The organism is Exiguobacterium sp. s191 (genome assembly GCF_018618955.1).
Taxonomy (GTDB): domain Bacteria; phylum Bacillota; class Bacilli; order Exiguobacteriales; family Exiguobacteriaceae; genus Exiguobacterium_A; species Exiguobacterium_A abrahamii.
Window position 1 is genome coordinate 1,618,303 of sequence record NZ_JACSNC010000001.1, and the last position, 23,244, is coordinate 1,641,546.

Annotated in this window: 21 protein-coding genes; 1 reads left to right on the forward strand and 20 read right to left on the reverse strand. The window is 47.2% G+C overall.

Annotated elements, in window-relative coordinates; all coding sequences use genetic code 11:
• Positions 1–197: 197 nt before the first annotated feature.
• The 11 genes from dnaI to KNQ09_RS08685 form a co-directional block, all read right to left on the reverse strand.
• Positions 198–1,115 (reverse strand): primosomal protein DnaI, encoded by a 918-nt coding sequence (gene dnaI, locus KNQ09_RS08635; RefSeq protein WP_023469020.1) that lies wholly within the window; start codon positions 1,113–1,115, stop codon positions 198–200.
• A 12-nt stretch (positions 1,116–1,127) separates the two neighbouring features.
• On the reverse strand, positions 1,128–2,489 hold the full coding sequence (locus KNQ09_RS08640) for a replication initiation and membrane attachment family protein (RefSeq protein ID WP_064299518.1): 1,362 nt from the start codon (positions 2,487–2,489) through the stop codon (positions 1,128–1,130).
• Between the two features lie 72 nt (positions 2,490–2,561).
• Complete coding sequence (gene nrdR / locus KNQ09_RS08645) at positions 2,562–3,038, reverse strand: transcriptional regulator NrdR (protein ID WP_023469022.1); 477 nt, start codon at positions 3,036–3,038, stop codon at positions 2,562–2,564.
• Between the two features lie 13 nt (positions 3,039–3,051).
• Positions 3,052–3,420, reverse strand: a complete 369-nt coding sequence (locus KNQ09_RS08650; RefSeq protein ID WP_023469023.1) for a hypothetical protein — start codon at positions 3,418–3,420, stop codon at positions 3,052–3,054.
• A 107-nt stretch (positions 3,421–3,527) separates the two neighbouring features.
• A complete protein-coding gene (gene speD / locus KNQ09_RS08655; protein WP_023469024.1) occupies positions 3,528–3,914 on the reverse strand; it encodes an adenosylmethionine decarboxylase in 387 nt (128 codons plus the stop codon).
• Between the two features lie 258 nt (positions 3,915–4,172).
• Entirely contained in the window at positions 4,173–5,216 is a 1,044-nt protein-coding gene (locus KNQ09_RS08660; RefSeq protein WP_023469025.1) for a glyceraldehyde-3-phosphate dehydrogenase, read from the reverse strand.
• A gap of 132 nt (positions 5,217–5,348) precedes the next feature.
• Positions 5,349–5,972 (reverse strand): dephospho-CoA kinase, encoded by a 624-nt coding sequence (coaE, locus tag KNQ09_RS08665; protein ID WP_353049751.1) that lies wholly within the window; start codon positions 5,970–5,972, stop codon positions 5,349–5,351.
• Positions 5,951–6,781: a DNA-formamidopyrimidine glycosylase gene (mutM, locus tag KNQ09_RS08670; RefSeq protein ID WP_035396555.1), complete on the reverse strand. Its 831-nt coding sequence runs from the start codon at positions 6,779–6,781 to the stop codon at positions 5,951–5,953. Before mutM ends, coaE begins: the two co-directional genes overlap by 22 nt.
• 16 nt (positions 6,782–6,797) lie before the next feature.
• A complete protein-coding gene (gene polA / locus KNQ09_RS08675; protein WP_214858144.1) occupies positions 6,798–9,395 on the reverse strand; it encodes a DNA polymerase I in 2,598 nt (865 codons plus the stop codon).
• 212 nt (positions 9,396–9,607) lie between these two features.
• Positions 9,608–11,341 carry a two-component system histidine kinase PnpS gene (gene pnpS, locus KNQ09_RS08680; protein ID WP_064299515.1) on the reverse strand — a complete coding sequence of 578 codons (1,734 nt, stop codon included), beginning with the start codon at positions 11,339–11,341 and terminating at the stop codon, positions 9,608–9,610.
• The gene (locus KNQ09_RS08685; RefSeq protein WP_369815309.1) at positions 11,338–12,057 is read right to left on the reverse strand and encodes a response regulator; all 720 of its coding nucleotides are present in this window, start codon (positions 12,055–12,057) and stop codon (positions 11,338–11,340) included. The genes pnpS and KNQ09_RS08685 overlap by 4 nt, the downstream gene beginning before the upstream one ends.
• 211 nt (positions 12,058–12,268) lie before the next feature.
• Between KNQ09_RS08685 and KNQ09_RS08690 the strand changes: the two genes are divergently transcribed.
• Positions 12,269–12,694 (forward strand): divergent PAP2 family protein, encoded by a 426-nt coding sequence (locus tag KNQ09_RS08690; protein ID WP_133207611.1) that lies wholly within the window; start codon positions 12,269–12,271, stop codon positions 12,692–12,694.
• Positions 12,695–12,753: 59 nt separating this feature from the next.
• Here KNQ09_RS08690 and KNQ09_RS08695 read toward each other — a convergent pair whose 3' ends face one another.
• The 9 genes from KNQ09_RS08695 to accD all read right to left on the reverse strand — a co-directional run bounded on the left by KNQ09_RS08695 (position 12,754) and on the right by accD (position 23,230).
• Entirely contained in the window at positions 12,754–13,893 is a 1,140-nt protein-coding gene (locus KNQ09_RS08695; protein ID WP_035396552.1) for a zinc-dependent alcohol dehydrogenase, read from the reverse strand.
• Positions 13,894–14,349: 456 nt separating this feature from the next.
• On the reverse strand, positions 14,350–15,288 hold the full coding sequence (gene mdh, locus KNQ09_RS08700) for a malate dehydrogenase (RefSeq protein WP_050677650.1): 939 nt from the start codon (positions 15,286–15,288) through the stop codon (positions 14,350–14,352).
• Between the two features lie 22 nt (positions 15,289–15,310).
• Entirely contained in the window at positions 15,311–16,585 is a 1,275-nt protein-coding gene (icd, locus tag KNQ09_RS08705; protein ID WP_058703891.1) for an NADP-dependent isocitrate dehydrogenase, read from the reverse strand.
• 71 nt (positions 16,586–16,656) lie between these two features.
• Positions 16,657–17,769 carry a citrate synthase gene (gene citZ, locus KNQ09_RS08710; protein WP_047393546.1) on the reverse strand — a complete coding sequence of 371 codons (1,113 nt, stop codon included), beginning with the start codon at positions 17,767–17,769 and terminating at the stop codon, positions 16,657–16,659.
• Positions 17,770–17,987: 218 nt separating this feature from the next.
• A complete protein-coding gene (locus KNQ09_RS08715; protein WP_023469036.1) occupies positions 17,988–18,458 on the reverse strand; it encodes a DUF441 domain-containing protein in 471 nt (156 codons plus the stop codon).
• 59 nt (positions 18,459–18,517) lie between these two features.
• Entirely contained in the window at positions 18,518–20,266 is a 1,749-nt protein-coding gene (pyk, locus tag KNQ09_RS08720) for a pyruvate kinase (RefSeq protein ID WP_055968754.1), read from the reverse strand.
• A gap of 65 nt (positions 20,267–20,331) precedes the next feature.
• Positions 20,332–21,300 carry a 6-phosphofructokinase gene (pfkA, locus tag KNQ09_RS08725; RefSeq protein WP_029342336.1) on the reverse strand — a complete coding sequence of 323 codons (969 nt, stop codon included), beginning with the start codon at positions 21,298–21,300 and terminating at the stop codon, positions 20,332–20,334.
• Positions 21,301–21,447: 147 nt separating this feature from the next.
• Complete coding sequence (accA, locus tag KNQ09_RS08730; protein WP_023469039.1) at positions 21,448–22,383, reverse strand: acetyl-CoA carboxylase carboxyl transferase subunit alpha; 936 nt, start codon at positions 22,381–22,383, stop codon at positions 21,448–21,450.
• A complete protein-coding gene (gene accD, locus KNQ09_RS08735) occupies positions 22,370–23,230 on the reverse strand; it encodes an acetyl-CoA carboxylase, carboxyltransferase subunit beta (protein WP_023469040.1) in 861 nt (286 codons plus the stop codon). Before accD ends, accA begins: the two co-directional genes overlap by 14 nt.
• Positions 23,231–23,244: the final 14 nt, after the last annotated feature.

Here is a 23,244-nt window from a genome sequence, read left to right on the forward strand (position 1 = left end):
GTTAACGGGCGTGAGGCGCAAACGGATTAGCCCCGTTCGTGCTATGAGGGAGTAAAGACATGAATGATGCCATGAGAAGCTTCCACCATTCTTCTCTCGCTAGTTTGGTTCATTTCATACTTCATATCCTCAATCGTTGCATCGTCTATTGACGTGTCATTAGTATAACGAATCGATCGCTTCCTTGACAAGGAAAATTAGTAGCGACGTCGATTTTCACCAAGGAACTCAATCGGTTGCGTCGTCGTCCGGATCCGCTCCATCAGTCGTGCGGCCTTTAACTTATCGCCTTGGTCGTTCGTGATCCCGAAATGGAGCTCGAGTTCATCATAAGATAAGTTCGAGCTGAACAATGTCGGCAGACGATGCATCATGCGATATTGCAAAATGATCCCAAACAACTCATCCCGTACCCACGGACTGATCGATTCTGCACCGATATCATCAATTAATAAGACTGGAATCGTTTGGAATCCTTCGAGGAACGTATCGAACGAGTCCGACCGAATCCGCCGTTTTGCTTCAGCGACGAACCCCGGGGCATGGACGAGAATCGTTGCAATCCGTTCTTTCTTTAGTGCATTCCCGATCGCAGCCAAGAGATACGTTTTCCCGACACCAAAGCTACCGTGCAGGTACAGTCCCTTTACATGCTCTTTTGAGCGCAAATGATTGAGGAACTGCGACGCCGCACGTAAAGCGAGCTTCCGGTCCGTCGTCGACAAGTCGAAATCGCTGAAGTTCGCATCGCGCACTTCGTCCGGCAGGAACAGACTCTTGAACTTTTTCTCAAGTGCACGTTCATCTTCTCGGTCTTTGAGCGCTTGTGACTTCTCATACGAGACGACGATTTGTCCTTTTTCGACGTGCAGGATCGGCTGATAGCCTTCGATGACGGCTTTACTTTCGATCAGTCGATTCCCATCCATCTGTTCCGCGTATTCGTTCAGTTTGAGCATTCCCCGCTCGATCATCCGTTGATCGATCTCTGGATGGGTCCGTAAGAACATGACGACCCCCGGATGAGACAACACCCTTTGTTGAATCGCTCGAACCGATTCTGCAACGTCCGGTCGACTTAATATTTTTTCGATAGATGATTGGATATGTTCCATGTCTCGACTCCTTTAGTTCCCCTTCAGTTCTCGTAAGATTCGTTCCATCTCTTCATCGTCTGGAACATCCGCTTCGAAACTCGCTTTTTTAGAGGCTTCATACTGTTGCTGTTTCGCCTTCTCTTCTTGCAACCACTTCGGATTCGGACCGCCGTTCGTATTGCTTGTCCGTCCCCGACGTCCACCAACGGTCTGACGCGCGCGTTCTTGTTTTTGCTCCTGCTTTTTCGCAATCAAATCATCCTGCTCCTGCGTCTTCGCCAGCGCCTCGGATGCTGTCACGTACCCCTTCTGTTTCCAATCATCGACGATTGATAAGAGAAAGTTCTTACTGAAGCGATTGTCTTTTTTGACGACGAGCGCATAGTAGTAGGCGGCATTGACGATCCCGGACGACATTTCATAATCGATGATCAATTGCTGGATCAACTCTTCATCTCGTTCAGACAACGCTTTGACTTTTCGTAACTTCGCGACATAATGCTTCGGATGGGTACTTTCCATCGTCTCCGTTGCTTCGACGTCTCCGACCTCGATCGTATCGAGTGAGGCGACCTTCGCTTTTTTCTCGCGGCTGAGTTTTTGTTTCGCTGACAACATCATCTGTTTGCAACGTTCTTGTTTCTCAGCATCGGTCATCGGCAAGTACGCTTCGTGGCGAAAACGGGCATTCAATAGTTCCGCCATCAGCGCTTCATTCGACTGCGTGACGTACGCAAGCTTCACGAGCAGATGATCGATTGCCTTTGAATAAAACGAGCGTGGCAAAAAGCGATCGGTTTGACGTTTCATCTCTTCTAAATCAAACGAATAATCGAATTCATATACTGCTCGTTCCTGTTTCGCATAGGCCTTCGGTTGATGCGCAGAAGCAAGACCAGCTTTCACATCGAACACTTGATCAAATCGGACCGTCCGATCAACGATATTCTTCGGAAGCGGCTCCGTCCGGAAACGATGCTGTAACGACCGGAAACGAATTTCACCGACGCGGTAGAATAGCAGACTCGATAACACCCCGTCATTCAAGAAAGTGTTTGGCGCAAGCGGCACTCGGATTTGATAGATGTAGCGATACGCGGCTTGGCGCGCTTCGAACGTCCGGATCAAACCGATCCCTTCTAGCTTGAATAACTCTTCCTTGAACTCATCGACGGAAAAACCGAGTAGCGTTCCGAGTTCTGCATGGGAGATGTATTGGGATTTTGTCTTTCCCGGAATCATCTCGCTCCAAAACGTTTGATAGAGTCCAAGTGCTTTGACACCAATGATCGGCTGGTACAAATAATATAAAGATTGATAGGCTTCACGGTCGACGACACCATTGCTCATCACTAAGCAAAGATCGGTACCGGAAAGTTCACGTTCTACCATCTGACTCGTCCTTTCCTTAGGGAGAAAAAGAGAGGTGCGCTGACCGGACAGACGACCTCTCTTATATCACGTTCAATTTTCACGGTCATTCTCTTGATGTCGCTCCATCAGCTCAGAGAGCTCTTGGAAGAAGACATTGATGTCCTTGAATTGTTTATAGACACTCGCAAAGCGGACGTATGCTACTTCATCGACGGAAGCTAATTCATTTAACACGAGACGTCCGACCTGCTCACTTGGAATCTCATGCTGAGCCGTCGCCCGCAATGCCTTTTCGACCCGACTGACGACTGTTTCTAGCTGTTCAATCGAAATCGGTCGTTTTTCACAGGCACGCACTAGTCCCCGCAAAATTTTATCACGATTGAACTCGTCGCGCGTTCCGTCTTTCTTTACGATGATTAAAGGGGTCTGTTCGACCATTTCGAAAGTCGTAAAGCGATAGCCGCAAGACTCACATTCACGTCTCCTCCGAATCGAACCGAAATCCTGGACCGGTCTTGAGTCCAGTACTTTTGTTCCGTTAAAATTACAGGCTGGACAGCGCATGCCGTACCTCCGTTCACGTGATTTCTTTTGTTCCAATCATTTTTAATCGGTATCCCGCATCAAGTGATGCATAGATGCGCTCGATGTGTTTTTCGAGATCAGGTCCGAGAAGACTTTCACGATGTAAAAATAGATCGACGGCTGTACGTCCGCCCGCCACCATGATGACGGTCGCGAGTCCGTCGACTTCTTTTAATGTAAAAGCGAGTTCTCCACGTTCCGCGTCAACACGACGCACCGTTCCGCCCTCTTGCTTTAAGATATTTTCTAAACCAGCAAACAACATCTCGACTGTTGCCGCATAGTAGTGTGTGCGTAAATTTTCGTTTTTATGTGTATCGGATGTCTCTAGCTGTTTTTGCAAGCGTTCCTTCAGTCCCATGGTCATCCTCTTTTCTTTGTTTCTTCTACTATTAAGAATAACAGACGTCAGACATATTAAAAAGCCCTCGTCTGAACGACGAGGGCTTGACGAATTCGTGTGTGTTGTCAGTTGACGTGCTGGACAGTAGCCGCTGGAACTTGAACAGGTCCCATACCACGTGGAATTTCGACATTTTCACGGATTTTCGCATCGAGCTTTTCAGCAATGTAGTTCGCTGCGATGGCTGGATCGATCCGATCCCCACAAGTAAAGACATCAACCGATGCATACCCGTGCTCTGGGAAACTGTGAATCGTCAAGTGCGATTCAGAGATAATGACGACGCCACTGACGCCGTGTGGTGCAAACTTGTGGAATGCTACTTCTCGTACTTCTGCACCTGCTTGAAGTGCTGCGTCAACGAAAAGTCGTTCAACGAATTCCATGTCGTTCAATTTTTCAGGATTACAATCCCAAAGTTCTGCAATAATGTGTCTTCCCATAGTATCCATTTGTGGATCCCCCCTACATTCAATGGTCTTCAAAGTAGTTGATCACTTACTTTGCGCCTGAGTCGTTCGCACCCACGGGGGAAAGTTAGTCCAGAGAGGTCCTAACCCTTTAAGCTGCGATTGCCAGACCGATTGAAGTTCACGATTTGAATTATAGCGAGTATCAAAAAGATACACAAGGATAAATTTCAAAAATTAATACATTTCTAGAAAAAAAACGGGACAGGTCCCGTCGTTACTGGGATCTGCCCGTTGTCATTAATTCAATTCAAGTTCTTTTTCAACCGTTCCCATCGCCTCTAAGTGCGCCGAAACAAGATGTACGAGGTCGACGACGCGGCAGGAGTAACCCCACTCATTATCGTACCAAGCGAGGACCTTCACCTGACGACCACCCATGACCATCGTCGAGAGTCCATCGACGACCGTCGAACGCTCTTCTCCGTTGAAGTCGATCGAAACGAGCGGTTCCATCGTCATTCCGAGAATGCCTTCAAGCGCACCGTCCGCTGCTTTCGTGAACGCTTCGTTCACTTCAGCAACTGTCGTATCGCGACTGACTTCGACGACGAGATCGACGAGTGAGACGTTTGGTGTCGGAACACGAAGCGCGAGTCCATTCAATTTTCCTTCCAAGTGTGGCAAGACGAGAGAAATCGCCTTTGCCGCACCTGTCGATGTTGGAATGATGGATGAGCCACATGCACGGGCGCGTCGTAAATCCTTATGTGGATTATCAATATTATTTTGATCGTTCGTAAACGCGTGAACCGTCGTCACGAGACCCGATTCGATTCCGAATGCCCGGTCGATGACTTGCACGACAGGTGCGAGACAGTTCGTCGTACACGATGCGTTCGAGACGATAGCATCTGTTTCATGATCATACATGTCGTCATTGACACCCATGACGATCGTCCGGACATCCCCTTTAGCAGGTGCCGTGATGACGACCTTTTTTGCGCCTGCCACTAAATGCTTCGCAGCACCCGTATCTGAGTTGAACTTTCCTGTCGCTTCGACGACGATATCGATGCCGAGTTCCCCCCACGGCAATAGTTCAGGATTACGTTCACTGACGATTTGAATTTGTCTTCCGTCAACCATCAACGCCCCATCGATGATGTCGACCGGATAATTGAATTTCCCATGTACCGTGTCGTACTTGATTAAATGTGCGAGTGTTTCGACTGGATAACTTGCATTGATTGCTACGACTTCGCTTTTCCCCTCAGCGATCAGACGTCGAAAGACCATTCGACCAATTCGACCAAAACCATTGACTGCCACCTTGACTCCCATGTGCGGATCCCCCTTCAATGTGACGGATGTAGCTCCGTTTACAGATAGAACTATATCATGAAATGTAAGCGATTTCATTATGTTCTCTAAAAAAAGTGAGAGAAGATGGAAACTTCTCTCACTTCACACTTTTCATGTGTCACTCTCATGCTTATCGGTGTCATATAATACTAACCATTTATCGATTTGTTGATATAACGAATCAAGACTCCCATCATTGAAGAACACATCATCCGCAAGCTCTTTTTTCTGTTCAATGCTAAGTTGCGAATGAATACGTGCATATGCTTCTTCTTCCGATAGGTCATTACGTTGCATCAATCGTCTTAACTGCATGTTTTCCGGACAATACACGACTACGACACGATCGAACAGCGTCCGCCAATCGCCTTCAAGTAACAACGGAATATCAAATACGACGAGCGAATGTCCTGAACGTTCATAGGCATCTGCTTCATCAAGCATCTGTCGTCGAATACTTGGGTGCATCAACTGATTCAGCTGTTGTCGTTTTTCGCTATCCTGAAAAATGATTTGTCCAAGTTTTGGACGAACGAGACGTCCTTCCTCGAATGCTTCCGGGAAAGCCATCTTGACCGTTTCATAGGCTCGTCCTCCTGGCTCAACGACTTCTCGCGCAACGAGATCCGCATCGATGACCGCTATTCCTTTTTGCTTCAGATAGCTAGAAACCGTACTTTTACCGGTGGCGATACTGCCCGTCAGACCAACCCTCATAAGGCGACCTGTTGGCACGTCGGACAGAAGTGTGTTCCCCGTCCGCCGACTTTGATTTTTTCAATGGCAGTGCCACAACGGGGACACGGTTCACCCTTTTGACCGTATACCGCGAGTTGAAGCTGGAACTCACCTTTTCCAGAAGGTGAGACATAACTTCGGATCGTACTTCCTCCCGCTTCCACTGCTTGTCGTAAGACGTCGACACCGGCTTGATGGATGCGTGAGATATCATCAAGCGTCAAGGCACCAGCCTTCGTCAACGGATGGACGCGTGCCGCATGCAGGGTCTCATCGACATAGATGTTACCGAGACCAAGGAAGATCGATTGGTCAAGTAATGCCGTTTTGATTGGACTTCTTTTTTTACGAATTAAATTCTCCGCTAACACTTCTGCTGTGAATTCTGGATCGAACGGTTCACGCTCCAGCTGTGCCAGTGGAGCAGTCTGCATCGCTGTTTCCTTATCACGCAATTCCATCGTTCCGAACTTCCGGACGTCATTGTAATGCAGCTCCGAACCATCCGTGAATCGGAAGACGACATGAGTATGTTTATCCCGCTCGACCGGTTGCGGATACGGGAAGTACTTCCCTTCCATCCGCAAATGGCTGACGAGATAAAAACGATCGAAATCAAAGAGTAGGAACTTACCGCGACGTTCGACGCGTTCGATCCGTTCTTGATGTAAGGCATCTGCAAATGGTGCCACTTCCATCCCCCGAATCATTTTCGGGTGGTAGACTTTGACGGAAGAGACTGTTTTTCCAGAGACCGAACGTTCTAAACTGCGGCGAACGGTCTCGACTTCAGGTAATTCAGGCACGTCTATTCCTCCTTGCTTACTTCGTTTCGTACCACGTATGTCCTGCGCCCCCATCGACGCGTAGCGGTACGGATAGTTCGACGGTCTGCTCCATCGCTTGTTTGACCAGCGCTTGTAGCGCATCGAGTTCTTCGTCTGGTGCTTCAAAAATCAATTCATCGTGTACTTGTAGTAACAAACGTGCTTTCAGATCAGATGCCTGTAAGGCAGCATGCACATCAAGCATCGCTTTTTTAATGATATCCGCAGCCGAACCTTGAATCGGCGTATTGATTGCCGTACGTTCCGCAAAACCACGTAAGTTGAAGTTTTTCGAATTGATATCCGGGATGTTACGGCGCCGGTTCATCAACGTTTCGACGAACCCATTCGCTCGTGCCGTCTCAATCGCCGTATCCATGAACTGTTTGATTTGCGGGAACAGCTCGAAATAACGATCGATGAACGATTGTGCTTCCTTCCGCGTGATGTTCAAGTTTTGTGACAGTCCATAATCGCTGATTCCATAAATAATGCCGAAGTTGACGGCTTTCGCCTGACGACGCATGTTTCCTGTGACATCCTCCGGTTCGACACCAAAGACACTACTTGCCGTTTGGGTATGGATGTCCTCATCATGTAAGAACGCATCGACAAGCGTCTGATCCTGCGACATATCAGCCATGACACGTAATTCGATTTGTGAATAGTCGGCAGCGTACAGTGACCAGCCTGTCTCACTTGGAACGAAGGCTTTTCGAATCTTCCGTCCTTCTTCAATCCGAATCGGGATATTCTGAAGGTTCGGATTGACCGAACTTAAACGGCCGGTCTGGGCAATCGTCTGAGCAAAACGGGTATGAATCTTTCCGTCTTCCTTGATGACTTTTTGTAAGCCTTCGACATACGTCGACTGTAATTTTTGGAGCTCCCGGTATAACATGATGTGATCGATGACCGGATGCAGCGGACGCAGTTTTTCAAGGACGTCTGCGGCAGTCGAGTAGCCGGTCTTTGTTTTCTTGAAGGCGGGCAGTTCGAGTTTTTCAAACAGAATCACACCAAGTTGTTTCGGTGAATTGATATTGAACGACTCACCTGCCGCTTCAAAGACCAACGTCTCAAGTTCCGTTAAACGTCCGGCAAAATCTGCTTGCATCGATTGGAGCGTCGCGACGTCGACACGAATCCCGGTCCACTCCATCTCAGCGAGGACACCTGACAATGGACGCTCTAGTGTTTCATACAGCTCATATTGCTGATTCGCCTTCAACTCTTCCCGGACTTTCGGGAACAATAACTCGATCATCCGTGCCTTTTCTGCAAGATAAGGATGTAATACGTCATCCGCTGGGGCTAGACGTTTGGCTCCCTTACCGAGGACTGCTTCTTCGTTCGGTGCCATCAATGCATAATGACCAGCAATTGAAGCGAGCGTCGTGCCGCCACTTAAGTTCAATAAGTAACCCGCTAATAACAGATCCTCATAACCGTTTAAGGTTAAGCCGTGCTTACGCAACGCGAATGCGACTTGTTTGGCATCAAGACAAATCTTCCGATGTTCCGACTCGATCCATTGGCGGAATGCGGGATCCTCGACGAGCGTCGGGGCAGCAACATAGATCGTGTCAGGCGTTGCGATCGCAAACCCGATGATGTCCTCTTCCATGTAATCCTCTCGCAACTGTTCAGCAAGCAACACCGCATCGGTAACGTCTTCAGGAAGTGAAGTGATCGTCACGACGTTCAACTGCTCTTTATCCTCTTCTTTGACGACAGGGGCGAATCGATTCGTCAACGACTTGAAGCCGAGCGACTGGAACAACGAATACGGCACTTGGGTATCAACGTCGCGAATTTGCAAATCATCTAGCGTCGTCTCGAGCGGGACATCGACTTTAATCGTCGCAAGTTCTTTCGATAGTCGTGCTAAATCTTCGTTCGCGATGACTTTTTCCTTCTGCTTCCCTTTTAAGTCTTCAACATGTTCATACAGTCCTTCGACAGAACCATATGCCGAAATCAATTTAACTGCCGTCTTTTCACCAATCCCAGGAATCCCTGGAATATTATCCGACTTATCCCCCATTAACCCTTTCAGGTCAATCATTTGAATCGGTTTGAGACCACCATATGTCTCAGCGAACAGTTCCTCCGTCATGCACTGGACGTCCGTGATCCCCCGCTTCGTGATCAAGACTTCGACCTTATCCGTGACAAGTTGAAGTAAATCTTTATCACCTGTGACGATCCGCGTCCGATCCGTCGGCATCGTTCGTGCGAGCGTACCAATCAAATCATCTGCCTCATAGCGATGGAGTTCCATCATTTGAATACCGAGCGCTTCACAGATATCCCGGACGATCGGGAATTGCTCACGTAGTTCGGACGGTGTCTTTTCCCGACTCCCTTTATACTCCTGATAGACATCATGACGGAACGTTTCACTCGAAGCATCGAAGGCAACGAGCATATGTGTCGGTTGTTCTTCCTCGAGCAACTTCAATAACATCATCGTAAAGCCATAAGCTGCGTTCGTATTTCGTCCTTGCGCATCCGTCATTGGTGGTAAGGCGAAAAACGCCCGATAGGTCAACGAGTTCCCATCAATCAATAGCAATTTATTTTCCATCATCTACGCCCCTTTAATCGATTTTCTGTTCCTATTGTATCACTCTACACACATTTGTTCGCTAAAAATGACCAAAAAAAGACGATTGACTCACGGGGAGTCAATCGCCAAGGGCATGACGACATGGGAGCTGATCCAGTCGTCATACAGATGATGAAGAAGGTACTTTCATCATAAGATATGTCTATTAAGGAAATGTGAATCCACTGTGAAATTCAGCCGTGTTTTGGTAAACGAATCGTAAATGTCGTTCCTTTCTGCTCTTCTGAAGCGACTTCGATTTCACCATGATGAAGGTCGACGATGTGTTTGACGATAGCTAGTCCGAGACCCGTCCCCCCGGAATTACGGCTTCTTGCCTTATCGACACGATAGAAACGTTCGAAAATCCGTTGGGTTTCTTTCGGATGGATACCAATTCCGTCATCTTTGATGATGAGCTGGACAGACTCTTCTCCATCCTCGAGCTGAATCCAGACGTTGCCACCATTTGGCGTATAATTCAACGCATTCGCTACCAAGTTGACGACGACCTGTTTTAATCGATTCAAATCTGCCCGAATGAAGACTTCTTCTTCCGTTTCGATATGAATCGTCATCTCTTTTTCTGTTGCTCGTCGGTCTAGGAGTGCTGCCGTTTCCCGAACAAGACTTGTCACATCAACGATTGCGGTCTCGAGCTGATAATTATCCTGTTCCAGACGAGAGAGTTCAAGCAAGTCTTCCACTAATGTCTGCATCCGTTCCGACTCGTCATGAATGATTTGTAAAAATTGTTCACGGATTTCCGGAACCTCTTGCGCGCCATCAAGTAACGTTTCCGCAAACCCTTTGATGGACGTCAGTGGTGTTTTTAATTCATGGCTGACATTCGCGACGAAGTCTTTACGCATCTGTTCCAGCTTTTTGATTTCCGTGATGTCGTTAAAGACGACGGTCGTTCCCTGCACGCGACCGTTCTTATCGAAAATCGGAGCGGCACTGACCATGAACGTCCGACTATTGATACCGAATCGAACACTCGACTGCTTTCGATTCGGTTTTTCCGTCAGATAGACATCTTCAATCACCTGGCTCATCTTTTCGTTTGGCAATACACGATAGTACAGCTTCCCGCTAGACGGTTCATGAATATTGAACATTTCCCGATACGTCCGGTTGACGAGCAGGACGTATCCTTTTTCATCAATCAACATGAGACCGGCTCCCATGTATTCGATCAAGGATTCGAGACGTGCCCGTTGCATCGCTTCACCAGACGATGCGTTCTCGAGATTTCGCGCTAGTAGATTGATGGAGCGCCCTAAATCGCGTGATTCGTCGGGTGCCGACAACTCATAGACGCGTGACTTGTAATTTCCATGCGACAGTTCGTGCAGGACATCGGTTGCCTCCGCGATCGGTCGAAGGAATCGTTTCGTCGACCGATAAATCGTCAAGAATATAACCAATAACGACGCAACGAGAGAAAGGATGATGACCGTCCAAATCCGTGAATAAATGACGTTTAAGTCTTTTGCGTAACGAATGAAACTGACGTACACCTCGCCACCGTCCGCTGTCGGAACAGGCTTCGTGAATTGGACGACACTGTCATCTGTTTTCGATTCAAACGTCCCCTCATCAGGAATCGCTGAAAAATTAAGAGTCGCGACTTTTAGTTTCGTCACATCAACCGGTGTACCAGCAATGATCTCACCCCGACCATTGAATAAAATCATGTCGAAGTTCGATTCAGCGTACAATTGATTTACGTACTGGGCCATCTCCGAAACATCGCGTCCTTGTAAGATTGTCTCGACAAGAGAAGTCTCATCCATCAATTTTTCTTTTTCATTTTGGACATAGAACTCTTTGAAGGATTGTCCAAGTAAGAAACCGAGTGCAATCAGCACGAGACTGATGAACGAAAACATTTTAAAGATGAACCTTTTGCGATACTTACTCATTCCGGTTTCGGCTCCTCCATCTTATACCCGAGACCACGAATCGTTTTGATATAAATCGGTTTTTTCGTATTCGGCTCGATTTTTTCACGAACATGACTAATGTGCACATCCACGATTCGTGTATCGCCGACGAAATCATAGTTCCAGATTGCGGATAACAGTTGATCTCGTGTCAGGACACGTCCCTTATTTTTAGCAAGATATACGAGCAATTCGAATTCTTTAGGTGTCAGTTCAAGACGCTCTTCTGCTTTGAAAGCTTCGTAGTTATCTGGAACGATCTTGACATCACCAATCAGAATCGTCCCATCCGTCACTTCTTCCGAAGGTGTTGTCTGATGACTCATTCGTCGTAAAATTGCTTTCACACGGGCGACGACTTCACGTGGGCTAAATGGTTTTGTCAGATAATCGTCCGCACCGAGTTCAAGACCAAGGACTTTATCGAACTCATCATCCTTTGCCGTCAGCATTAAGATCGGCGTATTGATTTTCTGTTGGCGTAGCCGTTTACATACTTCAAGACCGTCGAGTTCCGGCAACATGAGATCCAGTACGATCAGTGCGGCATCTTGTTTTTCCGCTAATTTTAAACCTGACATCCCATCATGTGCCGTTTCGACGATGAAACCAGCCTGTTCTAGATTAAACTTCAATAGTGTTGCAATCGACAATTCATCATCTACCACGATAATTTTATCTTTCAAACCTTGCATCCCCCTCAAGTTTCGTTCTTTCGAATGAGGAATTCCGTGGAATCCGCTTCGTCTGTCTTCATCTTACCGACTTTCACAGGAAAATCACAAATCTTTCTGCTGTTTCTTTACACAATCTTTAAAGGAGATGCCGAATCCAACTAGATCGTTCGTGTAAAAGCTAATAAAACGGGGAAACAATACATATCGTTAATTGTAGGAGGTAGAATGTATGGAATGGAACCATCCCCTTTTTGCAGCCATCACGGCGTGGTTCATCGCTCAAGCAGCGAAGCTTGTCACGAGTTTGGTTCGGACACGAAAGTTCGACCTGGAAATCATGTTTGCTTCCGGTGGTATGCCTAGTTCACATAGTTCGACTGTCGTCGCCTTAGCCGTTGTCATCGGTTTTCAGGAGGGCTTCTCGTCTTCGATTTTCGCACTGGCTGTCATCTTTGCGACAATCATCATGTATGATGCGACCGGTGTCAGACAAGCAGTCGGTGTTCAGGCAAAACTACTCAATGATTATTTCAAAGGAATTCGTCATGAGACTCCTCTCCTGAATGAGCTCGTCGGTCATACCGAATTTCAGGTGTTCGTCGGTCTGTTACTCGGACTAGCCGTCGGTATTCTGTGGCCCGTCTTCTTCTTTTAATCCTATGATGTACAACAGCCCATCCAAAAATCGGATGGGCTGTTTGAGTATGATATAGCTTATGGTTTCAAGACGACCTTGATACATCCATCTGTCCGATCATTAAATGTCTGATAGGCAGAAGCAGCATCATCAAGTGCCACTCGGTGTGTCACGATATCCGTCGGATCAAATTCTTGATTGATGATTTTCTGGAACAGTTCCGGCATCAAATGAACGACTGGTGCTTGTCCCATTTTCAGCGTAATATTTCGGGTAAAGAAATCGCCAAGCGGAAACTGATTATATTTTTTAGCGTAGACGCCTGTCAACTGCACAGTACCAAATTTCCGGACAGCGTCCTTTGCAATGTCAATGGCACTCAACGTTCCACCTTGCAGACCAATCTTTTGTTCAATTTTTTCTACAGGGGACATCTTCCCATCAAAACCGACGCAATCAATTACGACGTCTGCTCCACCTTGTGTTAGCTCTTTAATATACGCACCACTTTCTGCGTGATCCGAGAAATTTACTGTCTCGACTTTATTCGTGACTTTAGCATGATTTAATCGATACACTTGATCATCCACCGCAATGACTCGCTTTGCTCCTTGCATCCATGCAAATTTTTGTGTCATTAGTCCAACTGGTCCTGATCCGAGTACGACGACCGTATCTCCTTTTTTCACACCCGCATGCAGGACACTCCAATACGCCGTAGGTAAAACGTCAGATAAGAACAATAATGCCTCATCTTCTAATTCGCATGATTCAGGAATCACGAGTGGCATGAAATTCCCGAACGGAACTTTTAAATATTCCGCCTGACCACCGGGATGTCCACCAAACTCTTCTGTAAAACCGAAGTACCCACCTGTATCGACATGGGGATTTCCGTTCGAGTTATCACATTGACTCTCCATATCATGTTCACAAAAGAAACAGTGACCACAAGCAACATTAAACGGTAACACGACGCGGTCGCCACGCTTGACCTTCGTCACACCTGGTCCAACCTCTTCAACGATGCCCATCGGTTCATGACCAATGACATAATCTTTGTGAGCCGGCATATTTCCTTGATAGATGTGTAAATCTGATCCACAAATTGCAGTCGATGTGATTTTGACGATAATATCATCGTTTTTATCAATCGATGGATCCTGGACTTGTTTGACTTGAACATCTTTTGCTCCTTGGTACGTTACGGCGCGCATGTGGCATCCCCCTTAGTGGAATAAAATGACGTACCTTTGTCCTTACCCTAATACAATCATCTTTTCTACATGTTTATTAAAATTGGAACTTTTCGCCTATGTGTATCGTATGTTGTGAAAAACACACTTTACACAATAAACCTATGAATGAAAGGAGGCACTCACGTGGCACGATGCACCGTTTGTCGTCAATCCTGGTCTGCTCGAACAATCTATCGTTTAATCTGGTCTGCTCACGGACTGCCCTGTCCACATTGTCAAAACTCACAACACCTACATATGGAACACCAAGGTTACTTCCTTCGAATCGGATACTTGATTCCTTGGCTGACATTTCTTCTTATACTGGTCTGCCCTTGGTATGCCAAGTTATCGCACTATGCTTCTCCCCATCGATTATGACGAGATGAAAAAAGACGAGCTTGTCGAAAGTGACAAGTTCGTCTTTTTTTAGAATCAAGATTTTAATAAGTCGAGTACAGAGCGGACTGTAGAGGCAGAGCGATTCAAAGCCTCTTGCTCCTCAGTCGTCAGTTCGAGTTCATAGACATGCTCGACACCGTTTCCGCCAAGAATGACCGGTACACCGAAATACATATCGTCATATCCATATTCGCCTTCGAGATAAGCAATGGCAGGTAGAATACGTCGCTGGTCCTTCAAGATCGCCTCGACCATCTCAGCAATTGCTGCTGCCGGTGCGTAGTAAGCAGAACCATTTCCGAGTAACTGAACGATTTCACCGCCGCCTTTACGTGTTCGGTCAACGATCGCATCTAACCGCTCCTTGGATATCAGTTTCTCGATTGGAATGCCTCCCGCCTGAGAATAGCGCAGTAGTGGCACCATGTCATCCCCGTGTCCGCCGAGTACGAATCCCGATACATCCTTTACAGAAACGTTCAGTTCCTCTGCTAAGAATGTCCGGAAGCGTGCTGTGTCGAGGACACCGGATTGACCGATGACACGCTCTTTCGGAAAACCAGATGCTTGATAGACCGTATACGTCATCGCATCGACAGGATTCGTCAAAACGATGATGATCGATTCCGGTGCATGCGCAACGATTTCCTTCGTCACAGCTGTCATGACGGCAGCATTCGTACTCACGAGGTCCTCGCGGCTCATACCCGGCTTCCGAGCGATACCGGCAGTGATGACGACGATATCCGCACCGTTGATGTCGGCATAGTTCGATGTCCCTTTTACTGAAGCATCAAACCCGAGGATCGGCGCTGCCTCTTGCATATCGAGCGCCTTTCCTTTCGTCGGATTCTCTTGCTCGGGTCGGTCGACGAGGACGACATCTCCTAGCTCTCGCTGAGCAAGATAGAGTGCTGTCGTTGCGCCCGTAAAGCCACTTCCTATGACTGCGATCTTCTTCCGTCTGTTCATCGACTCATTCCTCCTGATCGGATTACATGTTTTTGATGAGTTCGTCCGCGAATTCAGAACACTTCACTTCAGTCGCACCATCCATGAGACGTGCGAAGTCGTATGTGACGACTTTCGATTCAATCGATGTTTCCATCGATTTGATGATGAGATCTGCCGCTTCGTTCCAGCCGAGGTGACGGAACATCATTTCGCCTGACAAGATGACAGACGATGGGTTTACTTTATCAAGTCCAGCGTATTTCGGTGCTGTACCGTGAGTGGCTTCAAAGATCGCATGACCTGTCATGTAATTGATGTTTGCTCCAGGTGCGATTCCGATACCACCGACTTGTGCAGCAAGTGCATCCGAGATGTAGTCACCGTTCAAGTTCATTGTCGCAACGACATCGAACTCTTTTGGACGAGTCAAGATTTGTTGTAGGAAGATATCAGCGATTGAGTCTTTCACGATCAACTTACCAGCAGCTTCTGCGTCTGCTTGTGCTTTGTTCGCAGCATCTGTTCCTTCTTCTTCCTTGATGCGATCGTACTGGTTCCAAGTGAAGACGTGCTCTGCGTATTCACGCTCAGCAAGCTCATAACCCCAGTTTTTGAAAGCTCCCTCAGTGAACTTCATGATGTTTCCTTTGTGAACGAGCGTCAATGAAGCGCGCTTGTGCTCAAGTGCGTATTCGATTGCTGCACGAACGAGGCGTTCTGTTCCCTCTTTTGAAATCGGTTTGATTCCAAGACCAGATGTCTCAGGGAAGCGGATTTTATTGACACCCATTTCGTTTTGAAGGAACTCAAGCAGTTTTGCAGCGCCTTCGCTACCTTCTGCGTATTCGATTCCTGCGTAGATGTCTTCAGTATTTTCACGGAAGATGACCATGTCTGTATCTTCTGGGCGTTTAACCGGTGAAGGAACACCTGTGAAGTAACGAACTGGACGAAGACATGTGTACAAATCAAGCTCTTGACGTAGAGCAACGTTCAACGAACGGATTCCGCCGCCGACTGGTGTCGTAAGTGGTCCTTTGATTGCGATGATGTGCTCACGGATGAGATCGAGTGTCTCTTCTGGTAACCAGTTGCCTGTTTTGTTGAATGCTTTTTCACCAGCGTAGACTTCTTTCCATTCGATTTTCTTCTCACCGTTGTATGCTTTTTCAACTGCCGCATCAAACACACGTACAGCTGCGTTCCAGATGTCAGGTCCTGTTCCGTCACCAATGATGAACGGAATGATTGGAGCGTTTGGAACTTGAAGTGTACCGTTAGTTACTGTGATGTTTTCGCCTTGAAGTGTAGCCATGTCTAAAAATCCCCCTTAAGTAATTGTAATCTACATCAAAAATCAGGAGAGGATTGCTCCTCCCCGTCCTTTTAACGTTCTTCGATGGACACGTATGTCCGGTGCGTTTCACCCGTGTAGTCTGCACGCGGGCGAATCAGACGGTTATCGCTATACTGCTCTAAAATGTGCGCCAACCAACCTGACATCCGACTTACTGCAAAGATTGGAGTGAATAGTTCTGTATCAAGTCCAAGTGCATGGTACGTAGAAGCGGAATAGAAATCAACATTTGGTTTCAATCCTTTTTCCGATTGGACGATTTCGTCGATCTTAACTGACATCTCATACCATTTCGGCTCCCCGATTTGAGCAGTCAGCTGACGACTCATTTCTTGAAGGTGCTTCGCACGTGGGTCGCCGTCCTTGTAGACACGGTGACCGAAGCCCATGATTTTTTGCTTGTTCTCAAGTTTATTATGAACATACTCGTCAACCTTTTCAACCGAATCAATTTCTAACAACATCTTCATGACGGCTTCGTTCGCGCCACCGTGAAGTGGTCCTTTTAATGCGCCCATCGCTGCCGTCACACCTGAGTAGACGTCAGAGAGTGTCGCGACACACACGCGTGCTGTGAACGTCGAAGCGTTCAACTCGTGGTCAGCGTGAAGAACGAGCGCTTGGTTAAAGGCTTTTTCTGCAACTTCCGTTGGCTCTTCACCCGTCAACATGAACAAGAAATTTCCTGCGTATGAAAGACCTGCTTTAGGTGCGATCGGCTCTTGTCCTTTTTTGATACGGGCGTAAGCTGTGACGAGTGTTGCGATTTGTGCCTGTAATTTGATGGCTTTAGCGTAATTCGCCTCAGTCGACATATCTTCCGATGTCTCATCGTAAAGCGCGAGTTGAGAGAGCGCTGTTCGAATCGTCGCCATCGCATTCGCCGACTTCGGTGCTGCCTTCATCGTTTCAAGAACGGCAGTCGCAACCGTTGCTTCGGAAATAAGCGCTTCCGATAGTTGCTTCAATTCCTCTTCTTTTGGTAGACGGTCGTTCCACAACAAGAAGACGACTTCCTCAAATGAGGCGTGCTCCGCCAAATCATCAATCGTATAACCGCCATACGTCAATTGACCATCGATGATCGAACTGATTTTCGATGAAGTCGCGACGATTCCTTCTAAACCTTTAGTTTGCGTCATGACAATAATCCCCCTTTTTTTCCCCAGAAATTTAAAACGCTTTCATTTCCGTATTGAAAAAAAGACGTCCACTCAAGAGTCGTTCCCCATGCTTGTAGCGCTGTACTCTTGAATAGACCATCTTGTTTCTGTTCTTAGTATAAACAAAAATACCCAAAAAGTGAATGAACTTGCATACTATTATCAAAAAATTAATTCAGTTACTTTGCTGATTCGGCTCATCCTGTGAACGCTTTTGCGATGACATCCCACATTCCGATGACGAGCGCCGCGATTCCAGCACCAATCAATGGTCCGACCGGTACCCCACGGAAAAGTCCTACTGCAAGAATCGTTCCAGCTAGCAAGGCTGTCGTCACGAGTGGATCTTCTTTCATCAGTCCAACACCGTGTGCCGCGACGATTGCAACAAAAATTCCTGATAAAAATGAGATGATGCCGATATGTCCCCGAATACTTTGGAGCAACTCCTTAAATCCGATATCCCCTGCTGCAATCGGTACGAGGATCGCTGCCGTGATCAATGTGACACCCCACGTGATTCCTTTTGCCTGCAAGGAAGGAAACAGTCTACCATCCAGCCCGATTGCCTTGATGATCAGCAGGAAGGCTGCAGCGATGATTAATGATTTATTTTGTGCGATGACCCCGATGAAGACGAGGGCAATCAAAAAAAGATAAGCTTCCATACGTCCTCCTCATACAAAAAAAGACGGACATGACCTAAGTCACGTCCGTCATGAATGGATTATGCGTTATATAGTTTACCTGTCAATGGATCGATTGAGATCATTTGACCATCTTTGAAGACTGTCAATGCATCTTCGACACCAACGATGACTGGTTTACCGAGTGATGGTCCAACGATTCCAGCATGGCTTGTCAATCCGCCATCAACTGTGATCATCGCTGCAGCCATCTCGATTGCAGGCATCATGTCACGATCAGTTGAGTTCGTAACGAGGATCATGCCTGGCTTCGCTTTCGAGTTTGCTTCTTCAGCATTGTTTGCGATGACGACTTCGCCAACGACTCCACGCTCACCGATCCCACGACCGTTTGCGATCTCTTTACCGACGATGTGGATTTTCAACATGTTCGTTGTACCAGCAGTCAAAGCAGGAATACCTGCTGAGATGACGACGAGATCACCATCTGTGACGAAACCAGCGTCTTTTGCTGTGTCCGCAGCAAGTGTCAACATGTCATCCGTGTTGTCTGAAAGATGATCAACGACGATTGGGTACACGCCCCATACGATGTTCAACTGACGTGCGACACGTGCGCTTGGTGTAACAGCGACGATGTTTGGCTCTGGACGGTATTTCGAGATACGTGCAGCCGTGTAACCCGATTGTGTCGGTGTCAAGATTGCTTTTGCGTCCAAGTTGATCGCCGTGTGCGTAACCGCTTGAGCGATTGCATCCGTCACTGTGTGCTCACTACGTGTCTGACGATCTTTCAACAAGAGTTTGTAGTCGAGCATTTTTTCTGTACGTTTTGCGATCGAGTGCATCATTTGGACAGATTCGATTGGGTAGTCCCCTGCTGCTGTCTCACCTGAAAGCATGATTGCATCCGTACCATCAAGAATCGCGTTCGCGACGTCTGATGCTTCAGCACGTGTTGGACGTGGGAAACGTTGCATCGAGTCAAGCATTTGTGTTGCTGTAATGACTGGTTTACCGAAGTCGTTACAAAGCTTGATTAAGTCTTTTTGAGTTGGTGTGACTTCTTCCGTTGGAATCTCGATACCGAGGTCACCACGCGCTACCATCAAACCGTCCGAAATCGCAAGGATTTCTTCGATGTTATCGACACCTTCTTGGTTCTCGATTTTCGGGAAGATTTTGATGTGGCTCGCGTTGTTTTTCTCAAGCAATTGACGAATCGCAACGACGTCTGACGCACGGCGTACGAAAGATGCCGCGATCAAATCGATATCGCTCTTGATACCGAACTCGATATCCGCAATATCTTTTTCTGTCAAAGCAGGAAGGTTAACCTTCACGTTTGGCAAGTTAACGCCTTTTTTCGTCTTGATGACGCCTTCGTTTTCGATTGAACAACGAAGCTCACGGTTCGGAAGTTTTTCAGTGACACGAAGACCGATGAGACCGTCATCAAGCATGATCATCGAACCAACTTCGACATCATCATAGAGTCCTTCATACGTGACAGAGAATTTATCTTTCGTTCCGACGATTTCGTTTGCGTCTCCGCTGACGATGATGACTTCTTGACCACGTGCGAGAAGCGCTTTTCCTTCTTCAAACGAATGTGTCCGGATTTCTGGTCCTTTCGTATCAAGAAGAATCGTAACGATTTTGTTTGCTTCTTTCGCTGCACGACGGATATCCGTGATACGTGCACCGTGTTCTTCATAATCGCCGTGTGAGAAGTTCAAACGAGCGACGTTCATACCTGCTTCAATCATTTCTGGAAGACGTTTTTCTGACGCCGGTCCAATCGTACATACAATTTTAGTTCTACGCATATTCCATAAACCTCCTACGGTGTTTGGCCAAGTTCTCTTGCCCATTCCAATCCTATCGACGTTCGTTAAATCGAAAGCTGTTTTGAAAGCTCGAGAATATCAAGATCCAGCTCATGTTTATTTTCGTCGAGTGCCTCATCGATGTCGAGATCGATCATCTTACCACCACGTACACCTACAACACGTCCTTGTTTTCCTTGAAGTAGGATTTCGATGGCATGCGCCCCCATCCGACTTGCAAGTACACGGTCCGCTGCCGTTGGTGCTCCACCACGTTGAACGTGACCAAGAACCGTGACGCGTGTATCGAGACCTGTTTCTTTTGCGATCGCGTCTCCCACGTCCTGAGCACGGCCTGCACCTTCAGCGACGATGACGATTGAGTGTTTCTTACCGCGATTGACACCACTTTGAATGCGATCGAGGACTTCTTTTAAATCTTCAGGACGCTCAGGAACAAGAATCGATTCTGCTCCACCAGCAAGTCCTGCATATAATGCGATATCACCCGCATCGCGTCCCATGACTTCAATGACATACGTCCGCTCATGCGACGATGCCGTATCACGGATTTTATCGATCGCTTCAAGCGCCGTGTTGAGCGCTGTATCAAAACCGATCGTATAGTCCGTTCCAGGAATATCGTTATCGATCGTACCTGGAAGTCCAATTGTCGGGAAGCCAAGTCCCGTCAATTTTTGGGCACCACGATACGACCCGTCTCCGCCTACGACGACGAGTGCATCAATTTCAAATTTCTTAAGATTGACGACCGCTTTTGCTCGTCCTTCTTCTGTACGGAACTCAGGGCAACGTGCTGAACGTAGGAACGTTCCACCTCGTTGAATGATGTCACCGACTGACCCAAGGTTCAACTGGACGATGTCCCCGTTGATTAATCCTTGATAGCCGTTATAGACACCAAATACTTCTAAGCCATGAAAAATCGCTTTACGCGTGACAGCACGCACCGCGGCATTCATACCTGGTGCATCGCCGCCACTCGTTAAGACAGCAATCCGTTTTAAACTCACGTTAATCACCTCTCCATTAATCTGAATCTAAAATAGCACGTTGTTTTCTTGTTTTACAACAGGGCAGATTGCATAAACTTTCACTTGTTTTTTCATTACCGATTCCGGAAATGAGGAATATCAATCATGATAGCGATTACATGGTGCTTATGTGCCAATTTGGTGATATTTTTCGGTCCGCTGATCAATGAGCTCTTCCTTGGTCAGGTGAACCAATGATTCGAGCTTCTGTACCAATACAGTTTTTAATTTATCCGCCTGTAATGACACATCGAGATGCGCCCCTCCGACGACTTCTGGAATGATGGCATCAGCGATCCCGAGTCGTAATAAATCAGGTGCTGTGATCTTCATCGATTCTGCCGCTTTCTCCGCAAGACTTGCATCTTTCCACAACAATGCTGCAGCACCTTCAGGAGAGATGACCGAATACGTTGAATTCTCGAGCATCAAGAGTTGATCACACACTCCGATTCCTAAAGCACCACCTGATCCACCTTCACCGATGACGATTGAAATGATTGGAACCGTCATACCAGCCATCTCAAACAGGTTTTTCGCGATGGCCTCACTCTGACCACGTTCTTCTGCTGCACGTCCTGGGTAAGCCCCTTTCGTGTCGATGAACGTAATGATCGGTCGATTGAATTTCTCTGCTTGTTGCATGAGACGTAGTGCTTTTCGATATCCTTCAGGATGTGGCATCCCGAAATTACGACGAATGTTTTCTTTTGTATCTTTTCCGCGTTGATGACCGATGATCGTCACCGGACGACCATTCAGTGTTCCGATTCCACCGACGATTGCCGCATCATCATATCCATGACGATCGCCATGCAGTTCGATGAAATCTTCACAGATGGATTCAATGTAATCGAGTGTCGTTGGACGTTCTGGATGACGTGCCAATTGAACACGATTCCACGCTTTCATATTCCCGTAAATATCGAGTTCTAACCGATGAAGGCGTTCTTCAAGAAGTTGGAGTTCTTCCTTGAAGTCTAGTCCTTGTGTTTCCGCCATATCATGGAGCTCAAGAATTTTTTCGCGTAACGCGATGACTGGTTGGTCAAATGGTTGCATGGTTCGTTCCCTCCGCATGTAGCTTTAAGATTCGCGTATAGTACGTTTTCAGATCATGTCGTGATACGACATCGTCCAGTTGACCTGCTTGTAATAAGAATTCTGCTGTTTGGAAATCTTCCGGTAGTTTTTCACGTATCGTCTGTTCGATGATCCGTCGACCTGCAAACCCGATCAACGCCCCCGGTTCAGCGATGTTAAAGTCACCGAGCATCGCAAAACTTGCTGATACCCCGCCGGTCGTCGGATGAGTCATACAAGAAATATAAAGTAGTCCAGCATCTGAATGCTGTTTTAAGAAGAGACTCGATTTCGCCATCTGCATGAGACTAACCATTCCCTCTTGCATCCGTGCTCCACCTGAAGCGGAAAAAATCGTGACAGGTAGACGATGTTTCGTTGCGTAACGAACCGCTTCAGAAATCGCAGCACCAACCGCTGCACCCATCGAGCCCATCCGGAATCGTGCATCCATGACACAAGCGACGAGTGGGTGACCATTCACATTCCCGACGCCACAGACGATCGCTTCCTCAAGACCCGTTCTGACTTGGTCGCCCTTTAATTTTTCCGGGTAATCCTGGAATCCAAGCGGATCCGCTTGAACTGCCGGTAAGTCGAAATACGTCACCGAACCTTCATCGAATAATTGCGTAAAACGTTCTTGCGCGGTCAACGGGTGATGATACCCACATGAACAGACACGTAAGTTCGCCTCCAGTTGTTTCGTATATTGGATTAATTTACATTTCGGACATTTCGTCATTAGGCCTACTGGCACATCGACACGCTGCTCCTTCGAAGTCAGCGTGACGAACTTTTTAGGTTTTCGAAAAAATGCTTGCACGTTCAGTTCCCCCT

What these genes read in the sequence shown, in the direction of transcription:
- speD (WP_023469024.1), bottom strand. Translation starts at nt 3,914, where the DNA reads ATGGATACTATGGGAAGACACATTATTGCAGAACTTTGGGATTGTAAT.
- KNQ09_RS08690 (WP_133207611.1), top strand. Translation starts at nt 12,269, where the DNA reads ATGGAATGGAACCATCCCCTTTTTGCAGCCATCACGGCGTGGTTCATC.
- nrdR (WP_023469022.1), bottom strand. Translation starts at nt 3,038, where the DNA reads ATGCGCTGTCCAGCCTGTAATTTTAACGGAACAAAAGTACTGGACTCA.
- mdh (WP_050677650.1), bottom strand. Translation starts at nt 15,288, where the DNA reads ATGAACAGACGGAAGAAGATCGCAGTCATAGGAAGTGGCTTTACGGGC.
- KNQ09_RS08685 (WP_369815309.1), bottom strand. Translation starts at nt 12,057, where the DNA reads ATGCAAGGTTTGAAAGATAAAATTATCGTGGTAGATGATGAATTGTCG.
- accA (WP_023469039.1), bottom strand. Translation starts at nt 22,383, where the DNA reads ATGCAACCATTTGACCAACCAGTCATCGCGTTACGCGAAAAAATTCTT.
- polA (WP_214858144.1), bottom strand. Translation starts at nt 9,395, where the DNA reads ATGATGGAAAATAAATTGCTATTGATTGATGGGAACTCGTTGACCTAT.
- pyk (WP_055968754.1), bottom strand. Translation starts at nt 20,266, where the DNA reads ATGCGTAGAACTAAAATTGTATGTACGATTGGACCGGCGTCAGAAAAA.
- KNQ09_RS08715 (WP_023469036.1), bottom strand. Translation starts at nt 18,458, where the DNA reads ATGGAAGCTTATCTTTTTTTGATTGCCCTCGTCTTCATCGGGGTCATC.
- KNQ09_RS08640 (WP_064299518.1), bottom strand. Translation starts at nt 2,489, where the DNA reads ATGGTAGAACGTGAACTTTCCGGTACCGATCTTTGCTTAGTGATGAGC.
- dnaI (WP_023469020.1), bottom strand. Translation starts at nt 1,115, where the DNA reads ATGGAACATATCCAATCATCTATCGAAAAAATATTAAGTCGACCGGAC.
- KNQ09_RS08695 (WP_035396552.1), bottom strand. Translation starts at nt 13,893, where the DNA reads ATGCGCGCCGTAACGTACCAAGGAGCAAAAGATGTTCAAGTCAAACAA.
- icd (WP_058703891.1), bottom strand. Translation starts at nt 16,585, where the DNA reads ATGGCTACACTTCAAGGCGAAAACATCACAGTAACTAACGGTACACTT.
- pnpS (WP_064299515.1), bottom strand. Translation starts at nt 11,341, where the DNA reads ATGAGTAAGTATCGCAAAAGGTTCATCTTTAAAATGTTTTCGTTCATC.
- KNQ09_RS08650 (WP_023469023.1), bottom strand. Translation starts at nt 3,420, where the DNA reads ATGGGACTGAAGGAACGCTTGCAAAAACAGCTAGAGACATCCGATACA.
- KNQ09_RS08660 (WP_023469025.1), bottom strand. Translation starts at nt 5,216, where the DNA reads ATGGGAGTCAAGGTGGCAGTCAATGGTTTTGGTCGAATTGGTCGAATG.
- citZ (WP_047393546.1), bottom strand. Translation starts at nt 17,769, where the DNA reads ATGACGCAAACTAAAGGTTTAGAAGGAATCGTCGCGACTTCATCGAAA.